The organism is Pseudomonas sp. PDM10 (assembly GCF_014852295.1).
In the GTDB taxonomy this organism is placed as follows: Bacteria; Pseudomonadota; Gammaproteobacteria; order Pseudomonadales; family Pseudomonadaceae; genus Aquipseudomonas.
Map to the genome: position 1 here is coordinate 584,487 of NZ_JACVBJ010000004.1, position 21,566 is coordinate 606,052.

Sequence of the window (21,566 nt, forward strand, 5' to 3'; positions counted from 1 at the left end):
TCAACCGACTATGAACATTCTTTACGATGAACGCGTCGATGGCGTCCTGCCTGATGTCGACAAAACTGCCTTGCTACAAGCCCTGCAAACACAGTGGCCGGATCTGGAAGTCCTGCATCAACAGGAAGAGCTCAAACCGTACGAATGCGACGGACTTTCTGCTTACCGCACCACGCCCATGCTGGTGGTGCTGCCGCGCCACATCGACGAGGTGCAAGGCGTGCTCCGACTCTGCCATGAACGGCAAGTCGCGGTGGTCGCCCGCGGTGCCGGCACCGGTTTGTCCGGCGGTGCATTGCCGCTGGAAAAAGGCGTACTGCTGGTGATGGCTCGCTTCAACTCTATTCTGCACATCGACCCCGCCGCCCGCACCGCTCGGGTTCAGCCGGGGGTGCGCAATCTGGCGATTTCCCAGGCTGCAGCACCGTTTGGCTTGTATTACGCGCCAGACCCTTCCTCACAGATCGCTTGTTCAATCGGCGGCAATGTGGCGGAAAACGCCGGTGGCGTGCATTGCCTGAAGTACGGGCTGACCGTGCACAACCTGCTCAAGGTCGACATCCTCACCGTCGACGGCGAACACCTGACCCTGGGTTCCCAGGCGCTCGATTCTCCGGGCTTCGATCTGCTGGCGTTGTTCACCGGTTCCGAAGGCATGCTCGGTGTCATCACCGAGGTCACGGTCAAACTGCTGCCCAAACCCCAGACCGCGAAAGTGCTGCTGGCGGCGTTCGATTCCGTCGAGAAGGCTGGCCGCGCGGTGGGTGACATTATTGCCGCCGGGATTATCCCCGGTGGCCTGGAAATGATGGACAACCTGGCCATTCGCGCCGCCGAAGACTTTATCCACGCCGGCTACCCGGTCGACGCCGAAGCCATTCTGCTGTGCGAGCTCGATGGCGTTGAAGCCGACGTTCATGATGACTGCGACCGCGTGCGCCAGGTGCTGGAACAGGCCGGCGCCACCGAAGTGCGCCAGGCCCGCGATGAAGCCGAACGCGTGCGCTTCTGGGCCGGGCGCAAGAATGCCTTTCCCGCGGTGGGCCGTCTCTCACCGGATTATTACTGCATGGACGGGACAATCCCGCGCCGCGAGCTGCCCGGTGTGCTGCAGGCGATCGCCGCGCTATCGGCCGAGTACGGCCTGCGGGTGGCCAACGTTTTCCACGCCGGTGACGGCAACATGCACCCGCTGATTCTGTTCGATGCCAACCAACCGGGTGAGCTCGATCGCGCTGAAACCCTGGGCGGCAAGATCCTCGAATTGTGCGTGAAGGTCGGCGGCAGCATTACCGGTGAACACGGCGTGGGCCGGGAGAAAATCAATCAGATGTGCGCGCAGTTCAATAGCGACGAATTGACCGTGTTCCATGCCGTGAAAGCCGCTTTCGATCCGAGTGGTTTGCTCAACCCCGGCAAGAACATTCCGACGCTACACCGTTGCGCCGAGTTCGGTGCCATGCACGTTCACATGGGACAGTTGCCCTTCCCTGAACTGGAGCGTTTCTGATGCGCAGCGAACACGATATCGACGACAGCGCCTCGCTGCTGGAACAGGTCAACCAGGCGCTGCAAAACGCCACGCCGTTGCGCATTCAAGGCTCCAACAGCAAGGCGTTTCTTGGGCGCATCGTGGCGGGCGAAGTGCTCGATACGCGCAGCCACCGAGGCATCGTCAGCTACGACCCGACCGAGCTGGTCATCACCGTACGCTGCGGCACCCCGCTGGCAGAACTGGCGGAAGTGTTGGACGCGGCACAGCAGATGTTGCCCTGCGAACCGCCCTCCTTCGGCGACGGCGCCACGGTCGGCGGCATGATCGCCAGCGGGCTGTCGGGGCCACGGCGTCCCTGGTCCGGCTCCGTCAGGGACTTTGTCCTCGGGACACGGGTCATCACCGGCCACGGCAAGCATTTGCGCTTTGGCGGCGAAGTCATGAAAAACGTCGCTGGCTACGATCTTTCGCGCTTGATGGCCGGCAGCTACGGCTCGTTGGGCGTGGTCACCGAAGTCTCGCTCAAGGTCCTGCCCAAGCCGCGTCAAACCTTAAGCATCAGCCTGGAAATGGACAGTGATCGCGCCTTGCTGCGCCTCGCCGAATGGGGCCAACAACCGTTGCCGATCAGCGCTGCGTGCCACGATGGGGAACGCCTGCACCTGCGGCTTGAGGGTGGCGAAGGTTCAGTGGCCGCGGCACATGACCGATTGGGCGGCGAGTTGCTCGACGCTTCTTATTGGGCTGATCTCAACGAACATCGATTGAGCTTCTTCGATGAGGACCAGGCACTTTGGCGCCTGTCCGTCCCTCACAACACGCCTCGGCTTTCCCTGCCTGGCGGTCAGTTGCTCGATTGGGGCGGTGCGCAGCGCTGGCTCAAATCCGACGCAGAGGCAACGTTCATTCGCTCGATCGTCGAAGAAGTCGGCGGGCATGTGACCTGCTACACCCATGGCCTGATCGACAGCCCGTTCCAACCGTTGCCTGATGCATTGATGCGCTACCACCGGAACCTGAAGCAACAACTCGACCCCCGGGGCATCTTCAACCCCGGGCGCCTGTACGCGGAGCTTTGACCCATGCAGACCACCTTGAGCGAACAAGCCCGCCAACTGCCCCGCGCCGAAGAAGCCGAAAGCATCTTGCGCACCTGCGTGCACTGCGGTTTCTGCAATGCCACCTGCCCGACCTATCAATTGCTCGGCGATGAACTGGACGGACCGCGGGGCCGCATTTACCTGATCAAGCAGGTTCTGGAGGGCAACGAAGTCACGCAGAAGACCCAACAGCACCTGGATCGCTGCCTGTCCTGCCGTAACTGCGAAACCACCTGCCCTTCCGGCGTCGACTATCACAACTTGCTGGACATCGGCCGGGCGGTGGTCGATGCGGCGGTGCCGCGCCCACTGGGTCAGCGCTTGTTGCGTGAAGGATTGCGCAGCGTCGTCCCCAATCCGGCGCTGTTCAAAGCTCTGGTCAGCAGCGGCCAGGTGTTCCGGGCGTTGTTGCCCAACACCTTGCAGATAAAGTTGCCTCGTCGCGTCTATCCGGCCAAGCCGCGCCCGGTCACTCGCCACGCCCGGCAGGTGTTAATGCTCGAAGGCTGCGTGCAACCGAGTCTGTCACCCAATACCAACGCCGCCGCTGCGCGAGTACTGGATCGACTGGGGATCAGCGTCATCGCGACCCGCGAGGCCGGATGCTGCGGCGCCGTGGATTATCACCTCGACGCTCAGGCGGCCGGCCTGGATCGCGCCCGCCGCAATATCGATGCGTGGTGGCCAAGCATTGAAAACGGTGCCGAAGCCATCGTGCAAACCGCCAGCGGTTGCGGTGCGTTCATCAAAGATTATGGTCACCTGCTCAGCACCGACCCGGCGTATGCCGAGAAGGCGAAAAAGGTCAGTGCGCTGGCCAAGGATCTGGTCGAAGTGCTGCGCGACGAGCCGCTGGAAAAGCTCGGTATCCACAGCGCCCAGCGCCTGGCCTTTCATTGCCCCTGCACCTTGCAGCACGCGCAGAAACTGGGCGGTGCGGTGGAAGCGATTCTGACGAGTCTGGGCTTCAACCTCACGCCTGTTGCCGACAGTCACTTGTGCTGCGGCTCGGCGGGCACCTATTCGCTGACCCAACCCGAGCTGTCCCGGCAACTGCGCGACAACAAGCTCAATGCGCTGGAAAGCGGACATCCCGAAGTCATTGTCACGGCCAATATCGGCTGTCAGTCCCACCTCGACGGTGCGGGCCGAACCCCTGTCAGGCACTGGATCGAACTGGTCGAAGCCGCCTTGCCCTCACCGAGCACTGGAGTATCCCCATGAAAAGCAAAGCCGTACTGAGCCAGACCGAAGTCAGCCAAATCCTCGCGGCTGCACGCACCGAAGCGCAGAACAACCAATGGGCCGTGACCATCGTGGTTGTCGATGACGGCGGCCATCCCCTGGCCCTCGAACGCCTCGACGGTTGCGCTCCGATTGGCGCCTACATCGCCACCGAAAAGGCCCGCACTTCGGCCTTGGGTCGGCGCGAATCCAAAGGCTATGAAGAGATGGTCAATGGCGGGCGCCACGCCTTTTTGTCCGCGCCATTGCTGACATCCCTTGAGGGCGGCGTGCCGATCATCGTCGACGGCCAGGTGATCGGCGCGGTCGGGGTGTCCGGGGTCAAAGCCGAGCAGGACGCGCAGGTGGCCAAGGCCGGGGCGCAATGCCTGAACTGAACAGGGGCGTTATCCGCGCTCAATAAATTCTGTGTGATGGAGATGCAAAAAGTGACCGAATTCGTGAACTGCCAAGGCCTCAAGGTCGCGCCTGTCTTGCAACGTTTCGTTGATCTGGACGTGCTGCCGGGAACCGGCCTGGCCCCTCAAGCGTTCTGGGGTGGTTTCGCCGCACTGGTGCATGAACTCGCACCTATCAACCGCGCGCTGCTGGCTGAACGTGATCGCCTGCAAACCGAACTGGACACCTGGCACCGCGCCCACCCGGGACCGGTGACGGACATGGCGGCTTATCGCAGCTTCCTCAGCGGTATCGGTTACCTGCAACCGCAACCCGCAGACGTCAAGGTCAGCACCGCCAACGTCGATACGGAGATCAGTGTGCAGGCCGGACCGCAACTGGTCGTCCCGGCGGTCAACGCGCGTTATGCGCTCAACGCAGCCAATGCGCGCTGGGGTTCGCTGTACGACGCGCTCTACGGTACCGATGTGATTTCCAATGACGGCGGCGCCGAACCGGGCCGGACTTACAATCCTGTGCGCGGGGCGAAGGTCATCGCGTTTGCCCGTGGCTTCCTGGATCAGGCATTCCCCTTGAGCAGCGGTTCCCATGCCGAAGTGGCGCGTTACCGAATCGACAACGGCACACTGCAAGCCTCCTTGAAAGACGGCAGCCAAACCGGTTTATCGAATACCGCGCAGTACGTCGGCTACCAGGGTTCCCTCGCTGATCCCACGGCCATACTGCTGAAAAACAACGATCTGCACGTCGAGATTCAGATCGATCGGCAGAGCGTTATCGGCCAGGCTGACGCCGCTGGGGTCAAGGATCTGCTAATTGAAGCAGCGCTCTCGACCATCATTGATTGTGAAGACTCGGTGGCGGCGGTCGACGCCGATGACAAGGTGCAGGTGTACCGCAACTGGCTGGGTTTGATGAAGGGCGACCTGAAAGAGGACCTGGAGAAAAACGGTAAAACCATCACGCGACGGTTGAACCCGGACCGCGAGTACACCGCGGCCGATGGCCGCTCACTGTCGCTGCACGGGCGGTCGTTGCTGTTCATCCGCAACGTCGGACACCTGATGACCAGCCCGGCGATTCTCGACAAGGATGGACTGGAAATCCCGGAAGGCATTCTCGACGGCGTCATCACCAGCCTGATCGCCCTGCATGACCTGCAACGTCGCGGCAACTCCCGGACCGGTAGCGTCTACATCGTCAAACCGAAAATGCACGGCCCCGCCGAAGTGGCCTTCGCCGAGCAGTTGTTCAGCCGCATCGAAGACTTGCTCCAGCTCGAACGCCACACCCTGAAAATGGGCATCATGGACGAGGAACGGCGCACCAGCATCAACCTCAAAGCCTGCATCGCCGCAGCTTCCTCACGGGTCGCGTTCATTAACACCGGTTTCCTGGATCGCACCGGCGACGAGATGCACACCGCCATGGAAGCGGGCGCGATGCTGCGCAAGGGCGGCATGAAAAATACCTCGTGGATCGAGGCCTACGAACGCAACAACGTGCTCGTCGGTCTGGACTGTGGATTGCGTGGGCGGGCGCAGATCGGTAAAGGCATGTGGGCCATGCCGGACCGGATGGCCGATATGCTCAAGCAAAAAATCGCCCACCCGAAAGCGGGCGCGAATACCGCGTGGGTGCCCTCCCCGACCGCTGCGACCCTGCACGCGCTGCATTACCATCAGGTCAACGTGCGCTCGGTGCAGGCGTCCCTTGAAACAACGGACTTCGGAGCCGCCAGCCCGGCACTTCTGGACGGCTTGCTCAGCGTGCCAGTCGTCACCGCCCCATCCTGGTCGGCCGATGAGATTCGTCAGGAAGTCGAAAACAACGCGCAAGGCTTGCTGGGGTATGTGGTGCGTTGGGTCGAACAAGGCATCGGCTGCTCGAAAGTGCCCGACATCCATAACGTGGGGTTGATGGAAGATCGCGCGACCTTGCGCATTTCCAGTCAGCACATGGCCAACTGGCTGCGACACGGGGTGATCACCAAGGATCAGGTCGTCGAGATATTGCAGCGCATGGCGCGGGTCGTTGATCAGCAGAACGCCGGTGATCCGATCTACACGCCAATGGCGCCGGACTTCGAGCAGTCGGTTGCGTTTCAAGCGGCTTGCGCATTGGTGTTCGAGGGATGCGCACAACCCAATGGTTACACCGAACCGCTGCTGCATAAATTCCGGCGCGTGTATAAGCAGTCGAGGGTGTAATCGGAGGAAATAAAAAAAGAAGAGGCTAAGGCCTCTTTTTTTTTGAGCGACTACGCTCGACAGGTATCGCCTCATCGCCCCGCCCAAGAGGAAGCGCACAGATGCCCCGTCTCACTGCGAAAGACTTTGCTCCGGAACTACTCGAACTGTACGACTACTACGCCCACGGCAAGATCAACCGGCGAGAGTTTCTGGATCGGGCGGCGTTGTTCACTTTGGGCGGTTTGACCGCCAGCGCGCTCCTCGCCGCCCTGAGCCCGAATTATGCGCTCGCCGAGCAGGTTGAATTTACTGACCCGGACATCGTTGCCGAATACATCACCTATCCATCCCCCAAGGGCAACGGGCAGGTCCGTGGCTATCTGGTGCGCCCGGCGAAAGCCACCGGCAAGGTGCCGGCGGTGGTTGTGCATGAAAACCGCGGGCTCAACCCGTATATCGAAGACGTCGCGCGGCGTGTGGCCAAGGCAGGCTTCATCGCCCTCGCCCCTGATGGCCTGGGACCGGACGCTGGGGTGGTTTCGGCGGTACCTGGCTTAAGGGTGAGGTTGCTCGCCGGTTGCTAAATAGAGTTGGCGGTACGCGCCCACCAGTTGATCAAGCGTGAACGCGCGATTTCGCCCACTGGGATTGGGCAGGATCCATACCGAAGCATTGCCGAAGGTCTTTGGCTGAAGCCCCCATGCAATGTCTCGTTGACCGGATAGCGCGCAATACGCCGCTTTACCGAGAAACGCCACAAAGCGCGGCGCATAGCGCACGATTTTTTGTTCAAAATCCGCAGCGGCAGCGATGAACTCATGGGCAGACAACTGATCCGCTCGGGCCGTCGGCCGTTCCACCACGGCCGTTAATCCACACTGATACTGCAAGATCGTCCGATCGTTTTCCGGGCGCACCTCCTCAGGCGTGAACCCCGCGAGATGCAGCGTGCGCCAGAAGCGATTGCCCCTGCCCGCAAAGTGGTGGCCTTGGGCAGCGGCCGTCATGCCTGGGTTGATGCCACAAAAAATCACGGCCAGCTGTTCGGCAAGAATATCGTCGAGTCCTTCACTCACCGAAAACCTCACCCACCGCAAATCACGTTGACCGCGCCGCGCACAAGCTCGGTCAATTCAGCGCGGGATTTGCCCGCTCGTGCACGTATCGAAATGCTATGCAGCAGGGATGACGCGAGTACGGCAAGGGCTGCCGGGTCGACATCGCCTTTCAATTCACCGGAACTGATGGCCGTTCGCAGACGCGTTTCGAGATCGGCATCGAGCCTGCTGAGCCGGTCCGACAGCACGTCTCGTATTTCAGAATCCTCGACGGCTTCGGTCGTCGCCGTGCCGATCGCAAAGCACCCACGCGGCTGGCCGTCACCCGAGAAGTAGATCGACAACTGCCCTTCGTAAAACCGCATCAATGCCTGGCTCAAGGTCAGTTCGTTGTCCGTCAGCGCCTCCTGCATGGCCGCAGCGGCGAACTCCCAATATTGCTCCAGCGCTTTGATATACAGCGCGTGCTTGTCACCGAATGCCGCATAGAGGCTTGGACGATTCATGCCGGCGGCCGTGGCGATGCTATCCAGAGAAGCGCCGGAATATCCGGTACTCCAAAAAACATCAAGTGCCTGCAACAGCGCTGTCTGCGGGTCATACGCGCGTGGGCGGCCGCGGCCTTTCGCCTCTGTAATCTTTTTTTGTGCCATGTCGTACAAAATCCTTGAATGAAAGTGAGCCTGGGGGATATTCTTACACCATCGCACAAAATTAAGGAACCAGAAATTCCTTGGCTTTGAGGTTTGTTGTAGCGGAGCTCGAACTGGGTATTGCGGCGACGAAACAGAGGCGGCGGAGCGATCCTCCTGACCGCACACGGTATGGCTGTTTTTGTGGGTGTTAGCCCGACTTCCCGGTTAATAGGTGCAATCGATCATGACCAAACAGTTCGACATCCCAGCTACACAGACCTTCGAGCATCCAGGGCCGAACCCGTCTGACTCACCGATCAAGAAGCCGTTTAAAGAGAAAATGCGGCCATTGCTGATGGTGGGTTTTCCTCTCCTTTTCGCTGCGGTTGGGTACGCCCACTATGTCGCGGGTGAGCCCTTTGTTTCGACCGATAACGCTTACGCCCGAGTGGCGAAGGCATCGGTCAACGCGCGCATTTCCGGGCAAGTCGTCGAAATCGCAGTCGAAGACAACCAGCCTGTTCACAAGGGCCAGATTCTGTTCCGGATCGACCCGAAACCGCTGCAGATCGCGGTTGACCGTGCACAAGCGCAGTTGAGCGTCGCGCGGCTGCGCATCGATGGCCTCAAGGCCAGCTACCGCCAGCAGCAGGCTGAACTGCAATCGGCTAAAGAGTCGGCCGATTTCGACCAGCGGGATTTTGCCCGCAAGAAGGCGCTGGTCGCTACAGAGTTTGTCTCGCGCTCGATTTACGAGCGCGCCGACACTGACGTTAAAGTGGCCCGGCAACGAATCGCATCGGTCGAACAACAGATCGCCAGTACGATCGTTGCCTTGAACGGCAATCCAAACATCGAAGCCGATAGTCACCCGTCGGTTCGCGAGGCCAAGGCTCAGCTCGACGAGGCGCAGCTGTATCTCTCGTATGCGACGGTGTATGCGCCGGACGATGGCATCGTGGCCAAGGTCGACGATTTGCAGGTGGGCAACTATGTGAACAACGGTGCGCCAGCCTTTGCACTGCTGTCCGATCGCGAGATTTGGGTTGAGGCCAACTTCCGCGAAACCGACGTGACCCACATGCGTCCAGGCCAGGACGCGACCATCAGGATCGATACGTATCCTGATCGCGTCTTCAAAGCCCACGTGACCAGCATGAGCCCCGGTGCCGGCTCGGACTTCGCCCTGCTGCCGCCGGAAAATGCGACCGGCAACTGGGTCAAGGTTGTGCAGCGGGTGCCGGTCCGACTCGAACTCGACGAGATGGACCCTGCCCTGCCGCTTTTCTCGGGTACCAGCGCCACGGTCAAGGTCGATACCGGATATCGCACGCCTTGGTGGCATCCGCTCAAGGCCCTGTTAACCGCAGGTAACTTCTGATGAACGCCAAACTTGCCGGACCTCAAGGTGCGCGGACATTAAGGTTCGCCGCGCTGCTCGCCACCTATATGCAGTCGGCGAACCTGCCTTTGCCAAATGCGGTTCTCAGGTTGATTCAGGGCAGTCTGTCGATGACTGACGACCAGGCTGGCTGGATATTCACCTCGTACCTCGCGGCGAGCGCCATCACGATGCCGATTGCGCAATGGCTCGCCGGGCGCTATGGCTTGAAGCTGGTTTATCAAGCCGCGCTGGCCTTCTTCGTCCTTGGCTTGCTGCTCGCGACGCAGGCAACGACGCCATTGGAATTCGTGGGCGCACGCGTTATTCAAGGCTTGGCGAGTGGCGTGCTGGCACCGCTGTCGATGGCGATTTCCCTGGAGACATTGTCCCTCGAGAAGCGTGCAAAATTTGGCGCAACGTGGACGGCCATCGTGCTGTTCGGCATCGTCAGCGGCCCGAGCATCGGCGGTTGGCTCGGCGAACATTTCGGATGGCGCCCGATCTTCTACATCAGCGTTCCGCTGGCGGCGTTTATCTTCCTGGTGATGGCGCTGCTGCTTGCCGAGAAAAAGACCGAGAAACGTCCGTCGTTCGACTTCTTTGGCTTCGGCAGCTTCACGCTGGGTTTGATCAGCCTGCAAATGTTGCTCGACCGTGGTGAACGCCTGGACTGGTTTTCCTCGACCGAGATCTGGCTGGAAGCGATCGGCTGTGCACTGGGGCTCTACCTGTTCGCTGTGCATGTGCTGACCACGAAGGTGCATTTCCTCAACAAGCGTTTGTTCAACGACCGCAACTTCGTGCTCTCGACGGTCATCTTTTTCGCCGTGGGTTTCGTGCTGTTGTCGACCATGGCGCTGACCTCGCCGATGCTCGACGAGATTCTCGGCTACCCACCTGACACCACGGGTTCCCTGACGATTCCGCGCGGGATCGGGCTGGTCGGTGCGTTCCTGTTGATGAGCCGTGTTCCCGAGCGTTTCGACCGTCGGTTGTTCGTGGCGGCAGGCGTCGCCGTGGTGATTTATGCCAACTGGCTGATGCTCGGTTACTCGCCGTTGATGGACTGGTCGCCCGTGGCGGTGGCGGGTGCGATCCAGGGGATTGGCATCGGCGTCTTGATGCCGTCGCTGACCAAGGTCGCGTTCAGCACGCTCGACCCGACGTTACGCCCGGAAGGCACCGGTCTGTTCAACCTGTCACGCGTCTACGGCAGCACCCTGGGCGTTGCGATTGTGCAGCTGTTCTTCTTCAACAACACGCAGGCGATGCACATGGCGCTGGCCAGTAACCTGACGCCGTATCGCGCCGCTGCGCATTCCGCGCCGACGTCCCTGCAAGCACTGGCGGGGCTCAACGAAATGATCACCGGCCAGGCCGCGTTTATCGCGGTGGTCGACCAGTTCAAGATTTTGATGTTCGCGATGCTGGTGGTCAGCCCACTGGTTGTCTTTCTTCGCAAGCCCGTTCCGACCAACTAGTTTTCGTGGAGTTTGCCAAATGAAATCCCCTGCACGCTTCATCAATAGACAAATGTTCAAAACCACGTTCGGTGCGGTGTCGGCTCTTGCGTTCCTGACGGCCTGCACCGTCGGCCCTGACTATCAAATGCCGCCACCGAGCCTGTCGCAGCACTACGATCAACAGGCCGAGCAGCGTCTTGGTCAAGGCGGCAACAAGCCCGGTGAACAACGCATTGACCTGGGCAAAAAGGTCAACGGTGACTGGTGGTCTGCGTTTCGTTCGCCGAAGCTCGACAAGCTTGTACGTCGCGCCATTGACGGCAATCTTGAGCTCGTGGCCGCAGACGCGACGATCCGGCAAGCGGCTTCCTCCGTCGCTGCGGCGGAAGGTGCGCTGTATCCGCAGGTCGACTTTGGCGCCCAGGCTGGCCGCCAACGGGTGCACAACGCGAAAGAACCTTCCACCGCCAATTTCTATGCGATTGGGCCACGGGTTGGCTTCGACCTTGACGTTTTCGGCGGTAACAAGCGGCAGGTCGAACAACAGCAAGCGTTTACCGATCTGCAGACGCATCGCTACGAAGCGGCGTACCTGACCTTGACGGGCGATGTCGCGAGCCAGGCGTTGTTGCTGGCCTCTGCCAGCGCGCAGATGGCAGCCGTCGAGAAGTTGCTCGCCAATGACGCAAAGAACCTCGAACTGGTGCGCATGGCGCACGCCAATGGCAGCACCACGCAGATCGATGTTTCACTGGCCGAAACCCGGCTCGCCCAGGACCGCACGCTGTTGCCGCCCCTCGCCCAGCAGCGCGACTCGGCACGTCACGCACTCTCGATTCTGACGGGCAAAGGCCCGGCTGACTGGATCGCACCTGACTTCACCCTCGCCGAGTTTGCCTTGCCGGCAAACGTGCCGGTCAGCCTCCCTTCCGAAATGGCCCACGATCGGCCGGACGTACGACAAGCAGAGTCAGAACTGCACATGGCCAGCGCCGCGGTTGGCGTTGCGACCGCCAACCTCTATCCCCATGTCGAACTGTCCGCGTCGCTTGCACAGGCGGCTTCAGGCAATGGCGGCGCCGCACTCTGGGGCTTCGCCGCCGGGCTCACGGCGCCCATCTTCAATGGCGGAACGCTGAAAGCTGAACGTCAGGCCGCCGTCGACGGCTACAAGGCAACCCTCGCCGGTTACCAGCAAACCGTCATTAGTTCGTTCGGTCAGGTCGCCGACACGCTGCAGGCGATCAATCATGACGCAGAGGAAAACCTGGCCCAGGAGGACGCGTTGCGCGCGGCGGACACGAGCTTTCGGTTGAACCAGCAAGCCTACGCGCAAGGCGAGAACAGCATTCTCCAGGTGTTGGAGGCGGAACGTGCTTATGAGCAAGCGTTACTGGGTCAAATCAGAGTGAAGACCGCACAGTACCTCGACACGGTGAGGCTGTACGTGGCACTCGGCGGTAATTCCGTCGGTGTGTTTGAACAAAGAGTCGCCAGTCGCGAAGCACAGAAACCGTCCTATCAGTAACGCCAGACGTTGGAGTAAAAGCTATGCCTTACGAATCCTTTCACGATGCACTTCGCGATACCCGATTCCCTCTGATACACGGGTCTGGTGAGATGCCGGCGGTTGGCTTTGGCACGTTGTTTCGGGATCTCTCCGTGACAACACAAGCGGTCAAGGCCGCGCTGGAAGCAGGATTTCGCCATTTCGATTGTGCGGAACGTTATCGAAATGAAGAAATGGTCGGCGTTGCCTTACAGGAAGTGATTGAGGCAGGTAAGGTCCGGCGCGAGGACGTGTTCATTACCACCAAATTGTGGAACACCAACCATCGTCCCGAGCGCGTCGAACCTGCTTTCGAGGCGAGTTGCCGACGACTTCAAGTGGATTACATCGACTGCTATCTGATCCACACGCCGTTTGCCTTTAAGCCCGGTGATGATCAGGACCCAAGAGACGAGCACGGTCGAGTTATCTACGACTCCGGCGTGACGTTAATTGAAACCTGGCGGGCGCTTGAGCGCCTGGTGGATGAAGGCCGCTGCAAGTCCATCGGCTTGTCTGATATCACGCTGGAGCGGTTACAAGAGATTGTGGCAGTGGCCCGGATAAAACCCGCCGTCGTGCAGGTTGAATCCCACCCTTATTTGCCTGAATGGGAACTGCTTGAGTATTGTCAGCAGCACGGAATTATTGTCCTTGCCTTTGCGCCACTCGGGCATGGCATGGAGCCGAACGTATTGGAAGACTCGGTGATTACAGGGATCGCCAAGCGCATACAGAAAACTCCGGCTCAAGTAGCATTGGCCTGGTCGGTCCAGCGGGGAGTCGCTTTCCTGACCACGTCTGCGACGCCGAGCCATATTCAGGAAAACATTGATATTTCTACCCTGCCGCACAGGGCCATGCGTGAAATCCGGGAAGAGATTACAACCCGGGTACGATTCAACTCAGTCGTGGAAACGGGTGTACCTGGATTTATTCCGCAGAAAAAGTAATACACCACGAGGGGGGCGGTCTTTTTGCAGGGCCGCCCTCTTTATCCATACCCTTGAGGTGGAAACGATGGACGTTTTCCAAACCATGCGTTTTTTTGTTGCGGTAGCTCAGAGCGGTAGCTTTACCGCGGCGGCTGAGGTGTTGGACACCACAACAACCAACGTTTCCAAAGCGGTCTCCAGCCTGGAGGCCAGGCTTCAAACACGCCTGATTAACCGCACAACCCGACGCCTGGCGCTGACCGAAGCCGGTCTGCGCTACTTGCAACGCTGCGAGAAAATTCTTGAAGAGATGCGTGAAGCGGACGAAGAAGCAGGCACTGCTCATACCTTGCCCGTTGGCCGGCTGAAGATTCACGCGATGTCAGCCATTGGCAACCATTACGTGATCGATGCCATCGCCCGCTATCGAGAGACTCATCCCTCGGTGATGTTTGATCTGACCCTGACCAACCGGCTCCCTGACTTGCTGGAAGAAGGCTATGACATGTCGATTGTCTTGGCGCGGGATTTACCCGATTCAGGGTTTGTCGCTCAGCGGCTCGGCATGACCTACAGCATCCTCTGCGCCTCGCCTGCGTACCTGAAGAAACGCGGACACCCGGAGTCCCCGAGTGCACTGGGCTCACATGATTGTCTGAGAATTGTGAATAGCGTCATGCCGGCTGAAAACTGGGCATTTGAGGGGCCCGAAGGCATGGAAACCGTCAACGTCCCGCTGTCGCCCTTGCACATCAACACCGCCGATGGCATGACCATCGCGATTACCAACGGAATGGGCATCGGCATTCAGCCGATTGCTTCTGCAGTCGACGGTCTCAAGGCGGGTACGTTAGTGCGGGTACTATCCGACTATCATCTTGAAGAGTTGAATCTATTTGCAATCTACCCATCAAGAAAGTTCGTGGATGCAAAGATTAAGACATGGGTGGAATTTCTTAAAAGTTATATTCCAGGCTTGTTGGCATCCGATGAAACAATCACCGGTTCACCCAGGAAACGATAACAACATTTGAAATCACGAGTGCGGCAGGCATGGAGTGTCGACCCTCCATCTTCCACACACGACTCAACCGTTTGAACAGCCAGTGCCCATGACTTGATACTGCAGGATATGCCGTTGACCCTGAGAGTCTTCATACGTCATTTGCGCCGGGACTGGCCCGCACTGGTCAGGAATATCTGACACTGTAATGACTTTCTGGATATCCAGCTTCATGTCGTAAGTGTACGTGTCTACAGGCGTCTTGCTGTCCGCGGCAGTTGACTGGCTTTCGCCTGCAAAGGCCTGTGAACCTAAAACACCAAGCGCAAGAACCATCGCAAGTCTTGAGATCTTCATCGTATTCACCCTATCGTCAAAAGTTAACCTCGTGAGCGAGTTGACACTGACGCTATTGGCTCACTCGGTAGAGACGATGCTAGGTGTTTACCCCTCCCTCAAACAGCAGCCCACGGGACAAACACTGTTGCCAGATTCCGCATGAATGGAGGATTTCGAACAGACAACGCCAGGAAGACGACGAATGAGCTATACCCGCTAATCTCCCATTGCAGTTCTTCCCCACAGGAGGTTGGCAATGAAGCGCAGACACTCACTTGCAGCGCTATTGGTCACCGCAAGCCTTTTCGGCTGCACCACTTCATCAAACCATGGCGTGAGCATTACATTGGTTGCCACCCGGCAGAACACCGGTCAGATCGGCAATGTAACGTTGGCCGACTGGGGCAAAGAGACCGGGTTCAGTTTCTTCATCAGTGGTGCTCCAAGCGGAGCGTCTCTGCCCTTGCGCCTCTTCACCTTCATCAATAAAGGCAGCTGCCAGCACCCCGGGCCAGTCGCTTACGCCATGAATGACCATGTCACCACCGAACGCCAGGCCATACGCGGCTGGGCTTTCTCAAGAAGCGCACCTGTCGCACTGCCGGTCCTGCTTTCAGGCGAGTACTCCATCGTCGTGCGAAGTGCGCCGGACAGTGGCAACGTCGATATTTTTTGCGGAGATATCAGGCACAAAGGCCCGGGGAAATAGCCTCGGTTCGACCTGCTCCGGAGATTTTCGCTGGTCAGATCATCCCCTGGCGGTTTCTGGAAGCTTGGCAATCACCTTGATCTCGAACTGGTAACCATAGAGCCACGTGACGCCGACGCCGGTCAGCGTCGGGTGCGGCGCGTTACCCCAGAACTCTGGCACAACCTTCCAGATCGTCTCGAACTTTGATTCGGGATCGACGATGAAAACGGTGACGTCAATCACATCGTCGAAGGTGCAACCGGCAGCGACCAGGATTGCATTCAGATTGTTGAACGCGAGTCGGACCTGGGCCTCCAGGTCGGGTTCGGGCGAGCCGTCTTCCTGACTGCCGACTTGCCCCGACACGAATAAAAAGCCATTGGACTTGATAGCCGGCGAATAGCGATTGCGTTCATAAAGTGCCTGGCGTCCAGGTGGAAAAACGACATCACGCTGCGTCATAAGTGCCTCCATCAATGGGTCAAAGCCGCCCCGAAGCTAACGATGGAGAGACTGTAAGGACTTGTGCCTGGGCGATAAACAAGCAACCTTGGCTATCACTGTTTGTGAAATCCAAACAATCTGATCGATAGCGGGGGCAGCAATGGACCGTTTTGATGCTATGCAGGCATTTGTTCGAGTGGTGGAAGCGGGCAGCTTCACCAAGGCAGCCGAAACACTGCATATGAGCAAGACCACCGTGACACAACTGGTGCAGCAGCTGGAGGCTCGGTTGCGCGTTAAATTGCTTAACCGCACGACTCGCAAAGTCAACGTCACTGCCGATGGTGCCGTCTATTACGAGCGAGTGCTACGGCTGCTGGCCGACATGGATGACGCTGAGACTAGCCTGTCCGGCGCCTCGGCGCTGCCCAGGGGCCGGTTGCGAGTGGATGTGCCGAGCCCACTGGCCAGCATGATTCTCGTACCCGCATTGCCTGCATTTTACGAACGGTACCCAGACATCCAGATCGACATGGGCGTAAGCGATCGTATCGTGGATATGATCGATGAAAACGTCGATTGCGTGGTGCGCGGCGGCGAGCTGACGGATCAATCGTTAATAGCCCGGCGGGTAGGCGAACTTCAGCTTGGCGTTTTTGCAGCGCCGAGCTACCTGGCACGCGTTGGTATGCCCGCGCATCCGCGGGAGCTGGAAAATTCGCATCATCGTATCGTCGGCTTCTTGTGGGCGCGCACCGGCAAAGCCGTGCCCTATGCCATGCGCAACTCCGTTGAGAGTGTCAAGATCAAAGGCCGCTACGCGCTGGCAGTCGACGATGGCAACGCCTATCTCGCAGCCGGCCTTGCCGGATTGGGTGTGCTTTGGCTGCCAAAGTACATGTCCAGGACCTTCGAAGCGCGCGGCGAGTTAGTGCCCCTGTTCGAGAACTGGAGCCTCGATCCAATGCCCATCTACGTGGCATTTCCCCCGAACCGGCATATCAGCATCAAGTTGCGCGCGTTCATCGATTGGGTCGCTGAGCTGATGGCACAACTTGCGCCTGTCAGCGACCGACATGATTCGTGACTACCGCTTTGCGGGGCTCGCTGATGTTCAAGGCGACCGGCGCCCTGCCTGCCAGCGAACTCGTTCACGTCTCAATCACATCGTCCGCCCAACTGATGGCCGCAACGACGGTGGGGAAACCGATCGTGCTGGTCAGGGAGATCAACGTGTGACGGATCTGCTCTGGTGTAGCGCCCGCCTCCAGTGCCCGTCGGGTATGACTGTGCACCGCGCCCTCAGAGCGGATGGCCGCCGCGGCACCGAGCTGGATCAGCTGGACAACGATCTCTTCCAGTGGGCCGGTATGACGCACCGCCGTCCCCAAGGCCTCCACGGCGGCCAGGTAATCCGGGTACTGCTGTTCGAGACGTTGGTAAGTATTGTTCGCTTTCTTCTTTGTCATGTTTGTTTCCTCGCGTTGGAGGGCGATCAATTCGCGCCTTTGTGCTCGAGTCATCAGGCTGCGATTGGCGAAACTTGCACACTGCAACAGTAGGCTACGCTTACAGCAGCTTATTGCACACGATGCTCGCGTCTGCAGGTTTTGGTTGGTTCTGGAGAGCGTCTGCAACAGCTATTTCAGACAGGCCCAAACAATTCACGCAGGACTACGTGATGACCGAGCCCCTCCTCAGTTTTGATCAACTCAAGCGTGCCGCCGCGTCCGGCGAGATCGATACCGTGCTGGTCTGCATGGTCGACATGCAAGGCCGACTGGTCGGCAAACGATTCCAGGTCGAGTTTTTCATCGACAGCGGCCATGAAGAAACCCATTGCTGCAATTACCTGCTGGCCGACGACATCGACATGGAACCGGTGCCGGGTTACGCCGCGGCCAGCTGGAGCAAAGGCTATGGCGACTTTGTGCTCAAACCCGACATGGCCACGTTGCGACGGGTGCCCTGGCTCGAGTGCACGGCGCTGGTGCTCTGCGATGTGCTCGATCATCACCATCGGCGCGACTTGCCGCACAGCCCTCGGGCGATCCTGAAAAAGCAAATTGAGCGACTGCGCGAGCGCGGTTACACCGGCATGTTCGCCTCGGAACTGGAGTTCTATCTGTTCGACGAGAGCTACGAGGCCATCCACGAGCGCAATTACCACAAGCCGAAGACGGCTGGTCACTACATCGAGGACTACAACATCCTGCAGACCACCCGCGAAGAGCCGGTGCTGCGGGCGATTCGCAAGCATCTGCAGGCCAGCGGCATTCCCGTGGAAAATTCCAAGGGTGAATGGGGGCCGGGTCAGGAAGAGATCAACATCCGTTACGCCGACGCGCTGACCATGGCCGACCACCACGTCATCATCAAGCACGCCTGCAAAGAGATCGCACAACTGCAGGGCAAGGCGATCACGTTCATGGCCAAGTGGCGCTATGACGCCGCCGGTTCCAGCAGCCACATCCACAATTCGCTGTGGGACAAGAACGGTAAAAAGCCTTTGTTCTTCGACGCCAAGGCGGAGTTCGGCATGTCGAAACTGATGCGCTCCTGGGTGGCCGGGCAGCTCAAGTACGCCAACGACATCACCTGTTTTCTCGCGCCCTACATCAATTCGTACAAGCGCTTTCAGGCCGGCACCTTTGCCCCGACCCGGGCGGTGTGGAGTCGGGACAATCGCACCGCAGGTTTCCGTTTGTGCGCAGAAGGCAGCAAATCCATCCGCATCGAATGTCGCATTGGCGGGGCCGACCTCAACCCTTATCTGGCCTTCGCCGCCTTGATCGCTGCGGGACTGGCCGGTATCGACGAGAAGCTCAGCCTCGCGTCGCCCTTCGAGGGTGATGCCTACGTCGACGAACATTTGCCTGAAGTATCGAAGACCCTGCGCGAAGCCTGCGCCGCACTCCAGGGCTCAACCATGTTGCGCGAAGCGTTCGGCGATGAAGTGATCGACCACTACGTGCACACCGCCGAATGGGAACAGAAAGAGTACGACCGGCGGATCACCGACTGGGAACTGCAGCGCGGGTTTGAGCGCTATTGAGACCACCATCATGACTTCAACCATTCAACTCATCTCCCCGGTCGATGGCCGGGTCTATGCCGAACGCCGCTGCGCCGATGCGGCGCAAATCGACCAGGCACTGGCGGCGGCCGAAGCTGCCCAGGCGCAATGGAAACGCCGGCCACTGAGCGAACGCGCCGCCTTCTGTAGTGCCGCGGTAGACGCGATGCTGGCCATGAAGGCCGACATCGTGCCGGAACTGGCCTGGCAAATGGGCCGTCCGGTGCGCTTTGGTGCTGGCGAACTGCGCGGTTTCGAAGAGCGTGCCCGGCATATGATCGCCATTGCGCCTGAAGCCTTGGCAGCAATTGAACCCACGCCTGTTGCCGGTTTTCGACGCCATATCAAACGCGAACCGTTGGGTACGGTGTTGGTCATCGCCCCTTGGAATTATCCCTACCTGACAGCGGTGAATACGATCATCCCGGCGCTGATGGCCGGCAACAGCGTCATCCTCAAACACGCTTCACAAACGCTGCTGGTCGGCGAGCGATTCGCCGAGGCGTTTCGCCGCGCCAATTTGCCCGAAGGACTGTTCCAGAACCTGCTGCTGAGTCATGTTTATACCGGAGCGATCATTGCCTCTGGACGCGTGCAGCAAGTGAACTTCACCGGCTCGGTCGAAGCCGGTAAATCCATGGAACAGGCTGCCGTCGGAAGTTTCCTCGGCGTAGGCCTGGAACTCGGCGGCAAAGACCCGGCCTATGTCCGCGCAGACGCCAACCTCGAACACGCAGTGGAAAACCTGGTGGATGGCAGCTACTTCAACTCCGGGCAAAGCTGCTGCGCGGTCGAACGGATCTATGTCGATGAAAAAATCTACCCGGCGTTTGTCGAGCGCTTCGTCGCGCTGACCCACCAATACGTGCTGGGCAACCCACTGGACGAAGCCACCACCCTCGGCCCGCTGGTGAATCCGGCCGCCGCTGAATTCGTTCGGGGTCAGATCGCCGAAGCACTGTCAAAAGGCGCCAAGGCGCTGATTGATCCGAAGACCTTTCCCGCCGACGCACCGGGCAGCGCCTACCTCGCGCCGCAAGTATTAGTCGACGTCACCCATCAAATGTCGGTGATGCGCGAGGAAAGCTTTGGTCCCGTGGTCGGCATCATGCCGGTGGCCAGCGACGACGAAGCCATTGCCTTGATGAACGACAGTGAGTTCGGGCTCAGCGCATCCATCTGGACGCAAGACCTTGCCGCCGCCGAACGCCTGGGCAACGAGATCGACACCGGCACCGTGTTCATGAACCGCTGCGATTACCTGGACCCGGCCCTGGCCTGGACCGGGGTGAAGAACAGCGGACGCGGCGTCACGCTGTCGCGCCTGGGTTATGAACACCTGACCCGCGCGAAATCCTTCCATTTGCGCCACGAGATCTGAGCCATGAGCCTGACCGCGAACTGGAACTACCCCACAAGCATCCGCTTCGGTGTCGGCCGCATCGCCGAGCTTGCCGAGATCTGCCGCAGCCAAGGAATCCAGCGACCGTTGCTGGTCACCGACAGTGGACTGGCGCGTGCCCCGATCACCCTTTCAGCGCTGGACGCCTTGCGCGCCGCCGGCCTTGGTGTCGCGCTGTTTTGCGACCTTAAACCCAATCCGGTCGAAGCCAATCTGGCGGGCGGGCTCGACGCCTGGCGCGCCGGCAAACACGATGGCGTGGTCGCCTTCGGCGGGGGCAGTGGCCTAGACATGGGCAAGCTCATCGCCTTCATGAGCGGCCAGACCCGACCGGTGTGGGATTTCGAAGACATCGGCGACTACTGGACCCGCGCCGACGAAGGCAGCATCGCCCCGATCATTGCGGTGCCGACCACGGCGGGTACCGGCTCCGAGGTGGGCCGTGCCGCGGTGATCATCGATGAGCGTACGCACACCAAACGCATCATCTTCCACCCGAAGATGATGCCGCGCGTGGTCATCAGCGACCCGGCCCTCACCGTCGGCATGCCGGCCAAGGTCACTGCGGGCACCGGCATGGATGCGTTTGCGCATTGTCTGGAATCGTATTGCGCTCCCGGCTTTCACCCCATGGCCGAAGGGATTGCGGTGGAAGGCATGCGCCTGGTCGCCAATGCCCTGGTGCGAGCCGTACACACCCCCTCGGACCTGGAGGCGCGAGCGGAAATGCTCGCGGCTGCCGCGATGGGCGCTACCGCTTTCCAGAAAGGGCTGGGCGGGATGCACGCCCTCTCACATCCGGTGGGCGCCCTGTACGACACCCATCACGGCATGACGAACGCCACGTTCATGCCCTATGTCCTGAAATTCAATCGACCGGCCATCGAGGAACGCATCACCCGCCTCGCGGCTTATTTGCGTCTGCCCTCGCCCGGCTTCGACAGTTTTCTGGCCTTTGTCCTCAAGTTGCGCAAGGACATCGGCGTGCCCCATACGCTGGTTGAGCTGGGGGTGGATGACCGGCAGGCCGACCTGATCGCGGACATGGCGATTGTTGACCCTTGCGCCAGCGGCAACCCGCTGCCATTGACCCGAAATGGCGCGGCAGAAATTTTCGAAGCGGCGTACCACGGCCGTTTGTAGGAGCAGTTGTCTG

The 21,566-nt window shown here is 59.8% G+C and carries 20 protein-coding genes and 1 pseudogene; 16 read left to right on the forward strand and 5 right to left on the reverse strand.

Annotated elements, in window-relative coordinates; genetic code table 11:
- Positions 1–10: 10 nt before the first annotated feature.
- The 6 genes and pseudogenes from glcD to IB252_RS17170 form a co-directional block, all read left to right on the forward strand.
- Positions 11–1,510, forward strand: a complete 1,500-nt coding sequence (glcD, locus tag IB252_RS17145; protein ID WP_111448640.1) for a glycolate oxidase subunit GlcD — start codon at positions 11–13, stop codon at positions 1,508–1,510.
- Positions 1,510–2,574, forward strand: coding sequence for a glycolate oxidase subunit GlcE (gene glcE, locus IB252_RS17150; protein ID WP_192409638.1), 1,065 nt, complete (start codon positions 1,510–1,512; stop codon positions 2,572–2,574). The genes glcD and glcE overlap by 1 nt, the downstream gene beginning before the upstream one ends.
- Positions 2,575–2,577: 3 nt before the next feature.
- Complete coding sequence (gene glcF / locus IB252_RS17155; RefSeq protein ID WP_192409639.1) at positions 2,578–3,819, forward strand: glycolate oxidase subunit GlcF; 1,242 nt, start codon at positions 2,578–2,580, stop codon at positions 3,817–3,819.
- Entirely contained in the window at positions 3,816–4,217 is a 402-nt protein-coding gene (locus IB252_RS17160; protein WP_134097463.1) for a heme-binding protein, read from the forward strand. Before glcF ends, IB252_RS17160 begins: the two co-directional genes overlap by 4 nt.
- 51 nt (positions 4,218–4,268) lie before the next feature.
- Positions 4,269–6,449: a malate synthase G gene (locus IB252_RS17165; RefSeq protein WP_192409640.1), complete on the forward strand. Its 2,181-nt coding sequence runs from the start codon at positions 4,269–4,271 to the stop codon at positions 6,447–6,449.
- Between the two features lie 101 nt (positions 6,450–6,550).
- Positions 6,551–6,964: pseudogene (locus IB252_RS17170) on the forward strand (dienelactone hydrolase family protein); the annotation flags it as partial.
- Positions 6,965–6,985: 21 nt separating this feature from the next.
- Here the strand turns inward: IB252_RS17170 and mug are convergent.
- Together mug and IB252_RS17180 are read right to left on the reverse strand one after the other, a co-directional pair.
- Positions 6,986–7,507: a G/U mismatch-specific DNA glycosylase gene (gene mug / locus IB252_RS17175; protein WP_192409641.1), complete on the reverse strand. Its 522-nt coding sequence runs from the start codon at positions 7,505–7,507 to the stop codon at positions 6,986–6,988.
- A gap of 8 nt (positions 7,508–7,515) precedes the next feature.
- Entirely contained in the window at positions 7,516–8,142 is a 627-nt protein-coding gene (locus IB252_RS17180; protein ID WP_192409642.1) for a TetR/AcrR family transcriptional regulator, read from the reverse strand.
- Between the two features lie 226 nt (positions 8,143–8,368).
- On the opposite strand from IB252_RS17180, the gene IB252_RS17185 reads away from it, so the two are divergent.
- The 5 genes from IB252_RS17185 (at position 8,369) to IB252_RS17205 (ending at position 14,479) form a co-directional block, all read left to right on the forward strand.
- Complete coding sequence (locus IB252_RS17185; protein ID WP_192409643.1) at positions 8,369–9,505, forward strand: HlyD family secretion protein; 1,137 nt, start codon at positions 8,369–8,371, stop codon at positions 9,503–9,505.
- Positions 9,505–10,989: a DHA2 family efflux MFS transporter permease subunit gene (locus IB252_RS17190; protein WP_192409644.1), complete on the forward strand. Its 1,485-nt coding sequence runs from the start codon at positions 9,505–9,507 to the stop codon at positions 10,987–10,989. Before IB252_RS17185 ends, IB252_RS17190 begins: the two co-directional genes overlap by 1 nt.
- 19 nt (positions 10,990–11,008) lie before the next feature.
- A complete protein-coding gene (locus IB252_RS17195; protein ID WP_192409645.1) occupies positions 11,009–12,499 on the forward strand; it encodes an efflux transporter outer membrane subunit in 1,491 nt (496 codons plus the stop codon).
- Positions 12,500–12,522: 23 nt separating this feature from the next.
- Positions 12,523–13,473 carry an aldo/keto reductase gene (locus tag IB252_RS17200; RefSeq protein ID WP_192409646.1) on the forward strand — a complete coding sequence of 317 codons (951 nt, stop codon included), beginning with the start codon at positions 12,523–12,525 and terminating at the stop codon, positions 13,471–13,473.
- A 67-nt stretch (positions 13,474–13,540) separates the two neighbouring features.
- Positions 13,541–14,479 (forward strand): LysR family transcriptional regulator, encoded by a 939-nt coding sequence (locus IB252_RS17205; RefSeq protein WP_192409647.1) that lies wholly within the window; start codon positions 13,541–13,543, stop codon positions 14,477–14,479.
- 63 nt (positions 14,480–14,542) lie between these two features.
- On the opposite strand, the gene IB252_RS17210 is transcribed toward IB252_RS17205, so the two are convergent.
- Positions 14,543–14,815 (reverse strand): DUF2790 domain-containing protein, encoded by a 273-nt coding sequence (locus tag IB252_RS17210; protein WP_192409648.1) that lies wholly within the window; start codon positions 14,813–14,815, stop codon positions 14,543–14,545.
- Between the two features lie 238 nt (positions 14,816–15,053).
- On the opposite strand from IB252_RS17210, the gene IB252_RS17215 reads away from it, so the two are divergent.
- Positions 15,054–15,506: a hypothetical protein gene (locus IB252_RS17215; RefSeq protein WP_192409649.1), complete on the forward strand. Its 453-nt coding sequence runs from the start codon at positions 15,054–15,056 to the stop codon at positions 15,504–15,506.
- A gap of 39 nt (positions 15,507–15,545) precedes the next feature.
- Here IB252_RS17215 and IB252_RS17220 read toward each other — a convergent pair whose 3' ends face one another.
- Positions 15,546–15,950, reverse strand: coding sequence for a RidA family protein (locus IB252_RS17220; RefSeq protein WP_111448651.1), 405 nt, complete (start codon positions 15,948–15,950; stop codon positions 15,546–15,548).
- Between the two features lie 142 nt (positions 15,951–16,092).
- Between IB252_RS17220 and IB252_RS17225 the strand changes: the two genes are divergently transcribed.
- Positions 16,093–17,019, forward strand: coding sequence for a LysR family transcriptional regulator (locus IB252_RS17225; RefSeq protein WP_192409650.1), 927 nt, complete (start codon positions 16,093–16,095; stop codon positions 17,017–17,019).
- A gap of 64 nt (positions 17,020–17,083) precedes the next feature.
- Here IB252_RS17225 and IB252_RS17230 read toward each other — a convergent pair whose 3' ends face one another.
- The gene (locus IB252_RS17230) at positions 17,084–17,401 is read right to left on the reverse strand and encodes a carboxymuconolactone decarboxylase family protein (RefSeq protein WP_134097492.1); all 318 of its coding nucleotides are present in this window, start codon (positions 17,399–17,401) and stop codon (positions 17,084–17,086) included.
- Positions 17,402–17,613: 212 nt separating this feature from the next.
- On the opposite strand from IB252_RS17230, the gene IB252_RS17235 reads away from it, so the two are divergent.
- The 3 genes from IB252_RS17235 to IB252_RS17245 are packed head-to-tail and all read left to right on the forward strand — an operon-like array spanning position 17,614 to position 21,553.
- Positions 17,614–18,987: a glutamine synthetase family protein gene (locus IB252_RS17235; RefSeq protein WP_192409651.1), complete on the forward strand. Its 1,374-nt coding sequence runs from the start codon at positions 17,614–17,616 to the stop codon at positions 18,985–18,987.
- 10 nt (positions 18,988–18,997) lie between these two features.
- Positions 18,998–20,389 carry an aldehyde dehydrogenase family protein gene (locus IB252_RS17240; RefSeq protein WP_192409652.1) on the forward strand — a complete coding sequence of 464 codons (1,392 nt, stop codon included), beginning with the start codon at positions 18,998–19,000 and terminating at the stop codon, positions 20,387–20,389.
- Positions 20,390–20,392: 3 nt separating this feature from the next.
- Positions 20,393–21,553 (forward strand): iron-containing alcohol dehydrogenase, encoded by a 1,161-nt coding sequence (locus IB252_RS17245; protein ID WP_192409653.1) that lies wholly within the window; start codon positions 20,393–20,395, stop codon positions 21,551–21,553.
- Positions 21,554–21,566: the final 13 nt, after the last annotated feature.